This is a genomic window from Elusimicrobiaceae bacterium, from assembly GCA_017528825.1.
Lineage (GTDB): Bacteria > Elusimicrobiota > Elusimicrobia > Elusimicrobiales > Elusimicrobiaceae > Avelusimicrobium.
Window position 1 is genome coordinate 40479 of sequence record JAFXOI010000039.1, and the last position, 13340, is coordinate 53818.

Sequence of the window (13340 nt, forward strand, 5' to 3'; positions counted from 1 at the left end):
GTATTTATGAGCAAAAAATTCTTTATTACCACCCCCATCTATTATGTCAATTCCGTGCCGCATATCGGGCATGCCTATACGACGATTGCCTTAGATATTTTGGCGCGTTATAAACGCCAACAGGGTGCAGACGTACATTTTCTGACCGGAACCGATGAACACGGTGCCAACATTGAAAAATCGGCCGCGGCCAAAGGGGTCAGCCCCAAAGAATGGACGGACCAAATTTCCGCCCAGTATCGCCAGATGTGGAAAGATTTGAATATTTCCTACGACGATTTTATCCGCACCACCGATGCTAAGCATGAGCAAGTGGTGCAAGCCGTGTTTGAAAAACTGCTCAAACAAGGCGATATTTATAAAGGTTCTTACAGCGGAAAATACTGCCTCTCATGCGAGCAGTATTACGATGAAAGCGAAATGTTGGAAGGCGGATTGTGCCCGGTGCATAAACGCCCGCTGACGGAAATTCACGAAGAAACTTATTTCTTCAAACTTTCCAAATATGAGCAGCCGCTACTTAAATTTTACGCCGAACATCCGGACTTTTTAAGCCCCAAATATCGCGCCAACGAAATTTTAAGTTTTGTCAAAGGCGGCCTGCGTGATTTATCTGTTACGCGCACTAAGGTCAAATGGGGCGTGCCCGTCCCATCCGATCCGGCCCATACGGTGTATGTGTGGTTTGACGCGCTGATTAACTATATTTCCGCCACGGGAGCGGGTACGATTTTGTGTGAGGATAAAACCTTGCACACCGAGCATTTGAAAAAAATCGGTGCGGAGAAATTTGAAGATTTTTGGCCGGCTGATCTACATTTGGTCGGTAAAGAAATTTTCCGCTTTCACAGCGTGATTTGGCCGGCTATGCTCATGGCGCTTGGCTTGCCGCTTCCCACCAAAGTGTTTGCGCATGGTTGGTGGACGGTAGAAGGGGAGAAAATGTCCAAATCTTTGGGCAATGTAGTTAACCCCGTGGAACTGGCACAAAAATACGGCGTGGACCCGGTGCGCGCCTTCTTATTTAGAGAAGTACCGTTTGGCCAAGACGGCGATTTTTCCATGCAGAGTTTCAAAAACCGCTACAATTCCGATTTGGCCAATAATATCGGCAATCTTTTGTCGCGCACGCTGAATATGGCGGCAAAAAATGTGGGAGAGTTGCCAGAGGCGGCGGGCGCGGGTTCTGACGTAGAGAAAAACGCGTTGGAAACGGCCAAAGCCATAGACGGATTTTACAATGAACTGGCTTTTGATAAGGTACTGGAAAGCATTTACGGTTTTGCCGGCGAACTTAATAAACTGGTCAATGACAAAAAACCGTGGGAACTGGCTAAAACCGATCCGGCCGCCGCAAAAGAAATTTTGTTACAATTAGTGTGCGGACTACGCTTTATCGCGCAATGGATAGAGCCGTTTATGCCGACGGTTGCAGCAGAAATGAAACGGCGCTTGGCGGCGGGCAAAATTGAAAAATACGCTCCGCTGTTCCCGCGTTTAGAGGAGAAATAAAAAAAGAATAACATTTACAATTTGAAGATTATTTGTTGGAAGTACGGGGAGAGCCCGTACATGGTCTAATGAAAATTAGACTGCTTCGAATCCTTCAAATGGTCGCTTGCATTTGCCTGCCCCTTTTTAGGGGCAGGCGGCGGCGATTATTACTTGGGTCATTCGAAGCGCTCACGTAATACGCCGCTTTTTTATGGGCATTACGGGAGCCGACTAATAGGGAAAATGTGATATGAAAAACAGTAAAAGAGGTTTTACTCTCATTGAATTGTTAGTAGTAGTGTTAATTATAGGTATATTATCGGCCATTGCCTTGCCGCAATATCAAAAGGCAGTTATGAAAGCAGATTTAGCCAAAATGCAGGTGTTGTTAATGCCAGTAGTGAATGCACAAAAAGCATATTATTTAGAAAATGGAGAATATGCATCTTCCCTAAATGATTTAGGGGTTGATTTACCAGTAACGGGTATATGTGCTTTATCACCATGTTGTGCCGGTAGAAAAACAGGTAATGGTTGGAAAATTGGAAGTGAAGGTTTTTGTTTATATTTACTGAAATATGATGACGTACACAGTGTATCTATTACGTTTGGTGATAAAACATCCCAATATGGTTTATCTACGTCGTATGATAATGGATTCGATTATTTATTGGAAGATTTTGCATACATAGGTAAGGGAAGTGCCAATAAAATGTATTGTAGGACAGCATCTGTAGGTGATGAAAAAGCAGGGAAATATTGTAGTGGCCTCTGTCGTCAAGCGAATACTTTCGGAGCATGGTATGATATGTAGTAGTTGATGGGTCAACATACAATGTTAACTCAAATCAATTAAGTGCCAGTTTTTTTGGTAGAGCTCGAGTAGGCGCGCTTTGAAAGCCGCATGCTCGGGCTTTTTTAATAGGGGGTCGTCGGCTAATAATTCGTCGCGGTCTTCAATGGCCCACTCTAATATATTCCGATCCTTAAAAATATCACCGGCCTTAAACTCAAAATCACCGCTTTGGCGCGTGCCCAAAATTTCGCCCGGTCCGCGCAACTGCATATCGCGCGCCCCGATTTTGAATCCGTCGCACGTGTCGCAAATAATGCGTAGTCGCTCACGCGAAATAGACCCCTGATGCGGTGCTACCAAAATACATTGGCTGTCATATTGACCGCGGCCCACACGTCCGCGCAACTGGTGCAGACTGGCCAGCCCAAACCGCTCTGCATTTTGAATGACCATAATCGTAGCATTGGGCACATCAATGCCTACCTCAATGACCGGTGTGGCTACTAAAATATCAGTTTTATGCGCGGCAAAATCTGCCATCACGCTTTCCTTTTCCGTGCGGCTCATTTGTCCGTGTAGCATGGCCAACTTAAACTGCGGGAAAACGGTTTTTAATTTTTCAAATTCCTCGGTAACTGCCTTAGCCGAAATGCTTTCGCTTTCCTCAATCAACGGATAAACAATATAGGCTTGGCGCCCTTTTTGCACTTCGGCGGCTACACGTTGTTGCGCTTGCCATTCGTCGGCCAGTTGGGTGAAAATAGGGCGGCGGCCCGGCGGCAGTTCGGTCAGCGTAGAAACCGCCAAATCTCCGTAAAACGCCAGTGCCAAAGTGCGCGGAATAGGGGTGGCGGTCATGGTCAGTAAATCTAAATGGTCCGTCTTTTCTTTCAAGGTGGCCCGTTGTTTTACGCCGAAGCGGTGTTGCTCGTCAATCACAGCCAGTTTCAAACAATGAAATTTCACGTCTTCTTGCAGTAGCGCGTGTGTTCCTACAATAATGGAAATACTGCCCTCTGCTAAGCCTGCCAGTATTTTTTTACGCTCGGCCGTTTTGGTGCTGGAAGTTAAAATGGCCACCGGCACTTTGAGTTTTTTGAGAATTTTTTGAAAGGTTAAATAGTGCTGTTCAGCTAAAATTTCCGTCGGAGCCATGAGCGCACTTTGATAGCCGTTTTCGGCCGCGAGCAGCATGGCAGACAAGGCAACAATCGTTTTACCTGAGCCCACATCCCCTTGTAATAAACGGTTCATGGGGAGTGGAGATTGTAAATCGGCAAAGATTTCATTAATTACTTTCTTTTGGCTACCCGTGAACTCAAAACCCAAATTTTGGCGAAACGGCGTAAGCAAATGTTTTTTAATCTCATAGCCATAATGTTTAGCCACGGCTTTGGTTTGGGTACGTTTGACGCCCCACGCCGTTGCCAGGAGCAAAAATTCTTCATACGCCAGCCGTGCGCGCGCATTTTCCAGTTCGGCTAAACTAGATGGAAAATGAATGGCTTTTAAGGCTTGAGCACTATCTAAAAAATGACGTTTTTCCACCAAAGAAGGGGGTAAAATATCCGGCTCTTGTTTTGCCTCTGCTTGCGAGAGTGCCTCATGCATAAACTGGCGGAATTGTTTATTAGTAAGTCCTTCCGTCAGCCCGTAAATCGGCGTAATGCGCCCTGCGTGCCATGGTGTATCGGGTGCGTTGACCGGGTAATATTCATCTACGGTTACTTTATTGTCAAAAAAATTGTTTCGGTTTTCGCGGCGGCCGATAATCCAAATTTCGGCATTCATTTTGAAATCTTTTTTGAGTTGGGCAAAGGGGTCGAAACGGAAATTGCGAAAGCTGCGCCGCTTGAACCAGGTACATTCAATTTGATTATTTTTTTCATCGGCTAAAAATGCTTTGAAAATCAGCACCGAGCGGGCGGGTACGGTCTGCGCTCGCAACACCCTACCCTTAAATATCACCAGCGAAAGGGGATTTAATCCGTTAGCGGCCGGATTTTCCCGTCGGTCTTGATACGTGCGCGGATAATAATGCAAAAGGTCGGCGGTAGAGTAAATTTCCAACCGCTCGAACAGTTTTGCTTTGGCCGGCCCAATGCCTTTGAGATATTGAATACCGCTCATATTACCTATTGTAGCAATTTAAATTTTGCTACAATAGAAAAAAAGGAGGAATTATGAATTTGGAAACTATTTCGACACAAGTCAGTGAACATTTGGTAGGACTGGCCCAACAAACAGGTCATGTATTGGGTGCTTTGTTGGTGGCTGTATTAATTATGGTGTTAGGGCTTTATATATCCCGTTGGGCAGGCTCGCAAACGAAAAAATGGTTGGGGAAATTCAAATTTGACGAGAAAACTTCCAAATTAGGTATTAATGAATTGTGTGTGCGCTTTGGACTGGGCAAATCTCCGACGTATATTATTGCCTTTGTGCTGGCGTGGGCTGTGACTTTTTACTCGGTAGTGCTGGCCGCTGATGTGTTGCATTTAACCATTTTGCGCGACTTATTCACTCGTTTCTTAACGTTTATCCCGACGGCTTTTGTATCGTTGCTGATTTTATTTGCGGGCTTACTGTTAGGCAAATTAGTGAGCAACATTATTGATAATTCCGCCAAAGCAAATAATTTGAAAGGGGGAGTTATTTTAGCTCGTGCAGTATATGTTTTTGTCGTGTTCTTTTTCACTTTGGCTGCGGTAGAGAATTTAGGAATTGCTATCCAACTGGTCAATCAGGTAGCTACTATTGTGCTAGCTTCATTAGGGTTGGCTTTTGCGATTGCGGTAGGACTGGGGGCGCGGCCTTTAGTGGAAGAATCTTTACGCGATTTATTTCAAAAAAAGCTGGATAAATAAATCAATACTCTTTATATTATAAGAAACACTAAAAGGAATTGTTATGAAAAAAACCATTTGCCTGCTAGGGGTATTGTTACTTGCTAGCGGGTGGTTGTGGTCTAAATCTGCAGAATTAGATAACTATAATCAAATCCAATGGCCCCATGAGCCGGCTGTATCGGCTGTAGGAGCTGGGTTTGCCTTGCGCCCTATTTTAGAAGGGAAAACATTAGTAGTTTCTCTGTCGATTGAAGACGAACAAGAAGACAATAGAGAAGTATTTACTTCTTTAATTAAAGACAGCTACCAGGCATGGTTTAACAATGTTGCGGCTCAAATTAAAGGGCAAGGACGCGAAGCTGAATTTCCACAAATTTTGAAATATGTAGATCGGCAAATTCCTATTTCTGTAATTGCACAAGGACCGGCTGACGTAGCTGTACATGTGTGGAAAAATGACGCTTCTTTAAGAGAGCATTGTTTGCACAGAGAAAGCGCTGCCGCGTGTTATCACGATGGGCAACTGGAATTTATGAAAACCTTAACAATGGAAAAGCAACGCATCACTTTTATTCATGAAATAGGCCATTCTTTAGGATTAGCAGACCAATATCATATCGGTATGCAAAATGCTAGTCCGCTGTACTCTTCCTATCAAATTCATGATGAAATAATGAAAGAGAGTAATAAACTTTCCTGCGCAGATGCAGACGGACTGGTAAATTTGATAGATAGAACATTGCAGTTACAACGTCCGAATGGGGCCCGTTGGAATAGTTTTTGTCCGGATTCTATAGAAACATTTAAAAATGGGATATCTTCCCATGCCAACCGTTATTTGTTTGATAGACGTGATTTTCGGGTATTGATACAGGAATATGAAAAGAGTGAAAAAATTTCGGAAAAGATATTTCCGACTACTCGTCAAATAGTAGATCCTTTTTATATTCCTAACGACACGACGGTCTTGAAACAAGACGGGGCGGGGCGTGCCGCACTTTTGCGCAGTGAGGCCGGAGAAGAAATTTATAGAGTCTATGGGCAGGATAAAGAATATACGGAGCAAGTCGTGGTTAAAGAGAATGAAGTGCTTTCGGTCCAGAAAAGTCGTTCTATGCAAAGGACGAAGTACGAGGAAGAACACAAGTTTTTATTTAAAACGTTTGGCTTGGGTAATCGGGAAGGAAAACTCGCTTGTGAGTTTGGGGTCAATATGCGCTTTGCCAAATACGAAGAATATAAATACGGTGAAAAGAAACCTTATTTTACCGTAGAAGTACGTTTTGATAGAGGGAATAGAAATAAAACGAAAAATATTGTGTCAAAAGGAAATATGGAAGATAGTGTATTATTTAAACAATTTCAGGGCTCTGCAGAACCGAACTCTATAGAAGGTAGAGATCAATTTCAAAAAAAACAATCGGCTTGGGTGACGCGTTTTGTTACGTTTGCTGAAAATTGGCCTAAGTATCTAGGCCTTTTACCGGAAGAAGAGAATTTAAACTAAAATTCTGATAATCACTATTGTTTTTTAGATGTTTTTGTATTAAATTATATAGTAGTGAGGAGGAATTATGAACAATAAAGCATTTACATTAATTGAATTATTAGTAGTGGTACTGATTATCGGTGTTCTGTCTGCTATTGCGTTGCCGCAATATGAAAAGTCAGTTACCAAAACGCGTATCATGACCGGTATGCCGATCGGCCGTGCATTAGCGACGGCCTTGGACGAATATAATATGGCCAATCCTGAGGGATATACCGCGGTATATGATAACTTGGTTTTGGGTGTGCCCCCCAACTTTACCGATAAAGACGGTAATGCTTACTCCAATGTAACGGCTGGATCGGAGTTGTATTATGACGTCGGTAAAGCAGGACAAAAAATGTTTAAAATACTTTCCGGCGGAAAAGTACAATATACCTATCTTTTACCCAATGGGAAGAAAATCAATATTTATTTCTACGCCCAGAATGCCACGGCAGATAGCGGTGATTATAAAGGACGCATTTATTGCACCGGAGAGAGCAATGCAGCTGCCGCTACGGAGTATTGCAAAGCCATTGGTGGGGTTAAAGACGGAAGTAAGTATTTCCTGAATTAGTCCACAGTAAGAAAGGTAGAGAATCTTTGTAGACACTCGAGGAACCTATGAGATGGTTTTTGATGGTGTGCTTTATCATGAGCGGGCTCGCTGCTTTTGGTAGCGAGTGGGGGCTGTTGTGGTACATTGATGAGTCGGCTGACCAAAGTTCTAGCGTTCAAAGCACGGTCAGTCCGACAAAAGTTGCCCCGGAAGATCTCTCGGAAGAATCTGGAGATGAACGCCCGCTAGCTTCTTCTCCGGAAAATTATAGTACCCATGCAAATAGTTTGTTGAGAGATGTGTTAAACGGAAAGCCCGTTTCGGCGGCTGTCGTGCTGGAGGAAGACGTGCCACAACCCCAGTCTTATTATGAAGAGGTGGTACGGTCTGTTTATCAAGAATGGTTTCTTTCCCCGGTGCAATATATTACCAATAAAAAACGAGAAAAAGAATTTCAAGATATCCTACCAATGCTTCAGCAATCTATTTCCGTTCAATTTACCCACCCGGACCGCGCCCGTATAGTGTTTCATGTTGCTTCGTTAAATCGGATCAAAGAAGTTTGTGAAAAAAGTTGGGCGGCCGGTTGTCATCTAAAAGCAGTTCCCGGGCAACCGGAACATATTTGGTTGTCAAGCGAAACACAGGCATATGAACTAGCTTTGCACGAGGTGGGGCATTCCTTGAGCTTGTCGGATCAATACAGGAGGGCAGCAGATCAAAATACACATCCCGCATATCATTCTGTTTCCCCCGGAGATGGCGTAATGAATTCGGATTATTCCCGGAAATTATCTTGCGATGATGTAGACGGATTGATTAATGCAATCGATGTAACACGTAAGATAGATTCTCCCCGCAATCAACGCGGTTGGAAGAGCTTTTGTGCTAGATCCAAAGGAATATATGCTTATGGAAAACCCGTCGAAAATCGCTATCAACTCAAAGAGGCTGCAGATAATCAGGGTTGGTATGTGATAGATTTGCAAAGTCCTACTCCCCAGAAAACATTATTTCCATGGGATGATAGGCCCCGCAATATATTGTCTGATCGGACCTTTTCTGATGATACTGTTTTTGTGCGTGACACGCTGCGCAGGCCGATTCGTGCGCGTGGGTTTTCGGGCGCACAAATCTATTATGCTTATCCGGACTTATATACTAAGACGCAAATTCGTTTGGTAACCCGTGACGGAAAAGTAGTGCAGGTAGAAAAAACAAGTCTTGCCGCAAAAAAACAGATTTTTTATCAAGATGGTGTCCATTATACGGATAGATGGGATAATTTCAGAACCTATTCTCTGCATGCCAGAAATCGGGATCAAGATGTTCAAATACAATTTGAATATAATTTAGACGATGGACGAGGGAGCATTTCTTATACAGAAAAAAATAATGCCGACGCTTCGGATCCTTCTTCCAACATCGAATTCATGCTTTTATTGGATCAGAAAGGGGCCGTGGCGGTCCCATTGGAGGGGGTAAAACTACAAACGGATTTTCCCGTGAATCCAGACATAAATCCTGTTGAAAGCGTAGCTAAAGCGGCGAAGCTTGCACAGCAAGAGCAATATGTGAAAGAGGTGCAAAAGGAATTGCTCAAGTTATATAAAGAACGGTATAGGAGAGTTCCTATGCGTACAAAATCTGCTTTAAAGAAATAACTTCTTTCAAGCACCAAGAGAGTTTAATAATCAGTTTGCTGATGATAAAAAACCCCCAGCTAGGCCGAGGGTTTTTTATTGTACTTCTTTATTATTCCTGATAATCTTTGAGCATTTTGGTGCGGCTGGGGTGACGTAACTTGCGGATGGCTTTTGCCTCAATTTGCCGCACACGTTCCCGTGTCACATTAAACATTTTGCCCACTTCTTCTAAGGTGCGGGGATACCCCGAATCAATACCAAAACGCAAGCTGATAATTTTGGCTTCTCTCTCCGATAAAGTGGCCAGCACGTCCGCCACTTCTTGTTTGCGCAAGAAATCTGCGGCAGACACGGTGGGCGTCGGGCCGTTCTTATCTTCGATAAAGTCTTCTAAGTTAGAATCCTCATCTTCGCCAATAGGGGTGGAAAGTGAAATAGGGTCTTGCATAATTTTAAGCACGCTTTTCACCTTTTCCATAGATAGGCGCATTGTTTTGGCATAATCTTCCAAAGTCGGTTCTCGACCATATTCCTGACGGAATTTATTGGTCACTTTGGTTAATTTAGAGACCAATTCTTTCATGTGTACCGGAATACGAATGGTATTGGCTTGGTCGGCAATGGCGCGGTTAATACTTTGGCGAATCCACCAAGTGGCATAAGTGGAAAACTTAAATCCGCGTTTATATTCAAATTTCTCCACTGCTTTCATAAGACCCAAACCGCCTTCCTGAATAAGATCGGAAAGTTCCAGATTGGAATTGACGTGTTTTTTGGCAATAGACACGACCAAGCGCAAATTGGCTTTAATGAGTTTCAATTTGTCTTGCAGAATCATGTTTTCAAAAAACACAATCCGGTCATTGAAAGATAAAAATTCTTTCTCCGTCATCGGCAAGGCTTCCACCATACGAGTATGGCGAGCGCGGACGGCCTGAATATTGTTAACGGCCCGTTCTAATTCTTCCAAGGAAAATTTAGTTTTCTTTTTGAATTCTTTTTCTGTAATTTTCTTGTTTTTGTAAGCATTGACCAGTGCTTTTACAGTATTATAGGGGCCAAAATATTCATCGAAGCGTTCCATGTCTGTACGGGCCTCATTGAGGCGGTCGGCTAAATTTTTGATTTTGTTAGTCAGACGCTTAATCTTATTCTGGTTTAAGTTTAGTTTAATAATACGGGAGACTACTTCTTTTTGTTTGGCTTCCAAGGAATCAATATAATAATTGCGTCTTTTCTCAGACAGTTTGTCTTCTTGCAAGATTTTCATTATTTTAGTGATTTCTTGTTCGCGTTTGCCAATAAACTGAGCCGCTTCTTTGAGTTTTTTACGCATGTTATTGAGTTCGCGTGTCGTGCGTTTACCGCGCGGCATGAGTTCTTTGGTGGTCATTTCATCTTGATCGACCAACTCTTCCCAGTTGCAAATTTCGCGCATCGTGATGGGAGATTCCAGCACTAATTTGCGCAGTTCACGTTCCCGTTCGCGGATATTGCGGGCTAAGGTGATTTCTTCGTCGCGGGTCAGCAAGGGTACGCGGCCCATTTCAGACAAATACATGCGGATGGAATTGGAAATGTCCGGCATGGCGGCGGACCAATCTTCTGAATAAGAGCTGTCCTTCATGTCGGAGCTGGACTTAAATTTTTTGTCGTCCACTACCGCAATTCCCATGTCCTCCAATGTTCCCATTAGTCCGTCTACATCTTCTGCACTGGCAGAATTAGAAGACAAGGAGCGGTTAATTTCGTCTAATGAAACCATGCCGGTTTCTTTTCCCGTTTCCACTAAATCTTTAAAACCTTTATTTCCAGAATTTGCCATTTGTAGTCTACCTCATTACCGCTAATTTTTTAATTTATTTTGCAACTGCGTCATTTTTTGTAGCAGTTCCGCTGGTACCTGTCCGGTGCCGGCGGTTTTAATTTGTTGGCGAACGGCGGCTAATTGTCGCTGAAGTGCTTCTTTTTCTACTGTTTTTTTGCACGCGTCAATGTCGCGTTTCGCCTGAAAATCTTTGGGCACTTGCGTAAGCGAGAGCCGAAGGGCCTGTTGCGTATGTGCCGGTGCTAATGCGCAGACCCGTTCGGTAAAACCCGTCGGATCTGGGTTTTGGGTTGCGGCTTGGCACAGGGCCGTGAGCAGTTGCCCTAAGCTACGGCTGTCAAAGTGTTCTGCCAAGGTTTCGCAACCGCTTGCATACTGCGGATAGCGCAGTAGCCAACTAACTAAATTTTCTTCCGCGGCCAAAAACGTTTCTGCGGCCGGCCGGGAGGTTTGTTGTTGTGCCTTCTGAAAGTGTTTTTGCACACGTGCCGCCGCATTTTCTTTGCTACGCAAACGTTGCAACACTAAAGACTCATCCACTTTCACTTGCTCTGCGACGTATTTGACCCATTCCCGCCGCACAATGCGGTCCGGTTGCTTGAGTAAGGTCTCGGTCAGCTCATCGATGATAGATGTTTTGGCTTGTGCCTGCAAAGGTTGCGGATACAAATCTAATTGTAATTGCGTGTGAAAAGCAATCAAATCTTGCGCTTGATCAAGTACCTGTTCAAATTTTTCCTTTCCGTATTGGGCGATATATTCATCGGGATCCAGTCCGTCGGCCAAGGAAGCAATTCTTACAAATAATCCCTGTTCGATTAAGATGAGCGCGCCCCGCAAAGCGGCTTTAATCCCCGCTGCATCCGGATCAAATAGCACGACCACATTGTCTGTATAGCGTTTTAATAAGCGAGCATGGTCTGCTGTTAAGCTGGTGCCCAACGGAGCAACGGTATATTCAAATCCGGCCTGATGACAGGCAATTACGTCCATATATCCTTCTAATAACACAGCCCGTCCTGCTTTACGGATAGCCGGTCCTGCAAAATTCAGTCCGTACAAAATATGGCTTTTGCTAAAAAGCAAAGTTTCGGGAGAATTGAGATATTTTGGTTCTCCGTCACCTAAAATACGCCCGCCAAATCCCACAGTTTCTCCCCGTTGATTGAGGATGGGGAACATTAAACGCCCCCGGTAATAATCGCGCGGACCATAGCTGGTCAGCGAGCAAAGACCGACTTCTTTTAACTGTTGAGCGGAATAGTGATTGGCCAAGGCCACTTTGCAAAAGTCGGTAGGGTCATTTTTGGCCAGTCCCAGTTCAAATTTCTGAGTTGTTTCCTTGGTCAGACCTCTGCTCTTGATATAATTTCTGGCAGATTCTCCGCCTAAAGACATTAAGTTTTTATGGTAAAAATGTTTGGCAAACTCTAAGGTTTTGCGTGCTTGAATGCGTTGTTGTTCGGCGGGGGAGAAACTGCCTTGTGGTTTGTATTCCACTCCGGCCATGGTGGCCAATTTTTCCAAGGCTTCGTTGAAGGGCAAGTTTTCTATTTTCATCAAAAAGTCGAAAATATCTCCGCCGGTACTGCAACCAAAACAATAAAATAAATTTTTCTCCGGATCAACCGTGAAAGAGGGGGTTTTTTCTTTATGGAACGGGCAACAAGCCTTCCAAGTTTTGCCTGCTTTTTTCAAATGCGGTACGTATTGGCGAATAAATTCCACCAAATCCAAACGCTGCTTAATTTGTTCTACCGTATTGGTTTGAGGCATCATATGATTCAATTTTCAGTCGGTACATCGTACGCGTCCGCCCGCCTGCGCGCGAAAAGACAGAAGACAATAGCCCAACGGTTCCCCGCGGGGCTATTGCCTGTAAAAACTACGTATTAATAACGCCGACGTTTGGTGCGGCGAGCGCGACGTTGCGCTTCTTGTGATTTAATTTTACGTTTTACGCTGGGCGGCATGTAGGTCTCGCGGCGTTTGATTTCCTTGAGAATGCCGTTCTTTTCACATTCGCGTTTGAAGCGTTTAATCGCTTCTTCCAAATGTTCAGCGTCTCTGACTTTCACAAAAACCATTTCGTTTTTCACCACCTTCTGTTTCCAGCAAAAAATCGGTACATATATTATATAAAGTTTTGTACAAAAAAGTCTTTTTTTCGCTCACTTCTCCAAAAAATGCAAGTCACCACTTCACACAAAACTCAGCGCAGTGACGACAAAATAAAAAACGAAAGCGGCTGAGATTCCCGACAGAGACACTCGGGAATGACAATTAAATAATATCATCCCCGAAATTTATAAACGGGGATTTCATCCTTATTTGTTGTTATAAATCGGCCTTGAAGCGTAGTAAAAAAGAGTCTGCAAAGGGGGTAGTCTGTTTGATATGTATGAGCAAAGTGAGTTTATCAAACAGCCGTTTGCAGATTCTTTTTTGCTTATTGGCCGAGAGTCTTTTTGGATACTTTTTCTTCTGAAAGAAAAAGTATTAGTAAAAAAGGCTTGACTCGTTTTTTTTTTTTGCTACGATTTCTTAGAACGCCGCTGTTTTTAAAACACTTACTTGTGAAACGTTGCATTACGGGCGTTTTAAGATTATTAAACAGGAGAATAAAAATGTCAAAGA

At 43.6% G+C, this 13340-nt stretch carries 11 protein-coding genes; 6 read left to right on the plus strand and 5 right to left on the minus strand.

The window, feature by feature from the left end:
• Nucleotides 1–6: 6 nt before the first annotated feature.
• On the plus strand, nt 7–1512 hold the full coding sequence (gene metG / locus IKN49_06975) for a methionine--tRNA ligase (protein MBR3632779.1): 1506 nt from the start codon (nt 7–9) through the stop codon (nt 1510–1512).
• Nucleotides 1513–1744: 232 nt separating this feature from the next.
• Nucleotides 1745–2308: a prepilin-type N-terminal cleavage/methylation domain-containing protein gene (locus tag IKN49_06980; protein MBR3632780.1), complete on the plus strand. Its 564-nt coding sequence runs from the start codon at nt 1745–1747 to the stop codon at nt 2306–2308.
• Nucleotides 2309–2332: 24 nt separating this feature from the next.
• On the opposite strand, the gene recG is transcribed toward IKN49_06980, so the two are convergent.
• Nucleotides 2333–4420: an ATP-dependent DNA helicase RecG gene (gene recG, locus IKN49_06985; protein ID MBR3632781.1), complete on the minus strand. Its 2088-nt coding sequence runs from the start codon at nt 4418–4420 to the stop codon at nt 2333–2335.
• Between the two features lie 53 nt (nt 4421–4473).
• Here recG and IKN49_06990 point away from each other — a divergent pair, with 53 nt between their 5' ends.
• From IKN49_06990 to IKN49_07005, 4 genes are all read left to right on the plus strand, one after another.
• Nucleotides 4474–5157: a hypothetical protein gene (locus IKN49_06990; GenBank protein ID MBR3632782.1), complete on the plus strand. Its 684-nt coding sequence runs from the start codon at nt 4474–4476 to the stop codon at nt 5155–5157.
• 43 nt (nt 5158–5200) lie between these two features.
• On the plus strand, nt 5201–6646 hold the full coding sequence (locus IKN49_06995; GenBank protein MBR3632783.1) for a hypothetical protein: 1446 nt from the start codon (nt 5201–5203) through the stop codon (nt 6644–6646).
• 67 nt (nt 6647–6713) lie between these two features.
• Nucleotides 6714–7247, plus strand: coding sequence for a type II secretion system protein (locus IKN49_07000; protein ID MBR3632784.1), 534 nt, complete (start codon nt 6714–6716; stop codon nt 7245–7247).
• Between the two features lie 47 nt (nt 7248–7294).
• Nucleotides 7295–8893 (plus strand): hypothetical protein, encoded by a 1599-nt coding sequence (locus IKN49_07005; protein ID MBR3632785.1) that lies wholly within the window; start codon nt 7295–7297, stop codon nt 8891–8893.
• Nucleotides 8894–8984: 91 nt separating this feature from the next.
• On the opposite strand, the gene IKN49_07010 is transcribed toward IKN49_07005, so the two are convergent.
• The 4 genes from IKN49_07010 to IKN49_07025 all read right to left on the minus strand — a co-directional run.
• Entirely contained in the window at nt 8985–10700 is a 1716-nt protein-coding gene (locus tag IKN49_07010) for a sigma-70 family RNA polymerase sigma factor (protein MBR3632786.1), read from the minus strand.
• Nucleotides 10701–10721: 21 nt separating this feature from the next.
• Entirely contained in the window at nt 10722–12482 is a 1761-nt protein-coding gene (locus IKN49_07015) for a DNA primase (protein MBR3632787.1), read from the minus strand.
• 113 nt (nt 12483–12595) lie between these two features.
• On the minus strand, nt 12596–12790 hold the full coding sequence (locus tag IKN49_07020) for a 30S ribosomal protein S21 (GenBank protein ID MBR3632788.1): 195 nt from the start codon (nt 12788–12790) through the stop codon (nt 12596–12598).
• Nucleotides 12791–13152: 362 nt separating this feature from the next.
• On the minus strand, nt 13153–13340 hold a 188-nt coding region (locus IKN49_07025), incomplete at its 5' end, for a hypothetical protein (protein ID MBR3632789.1).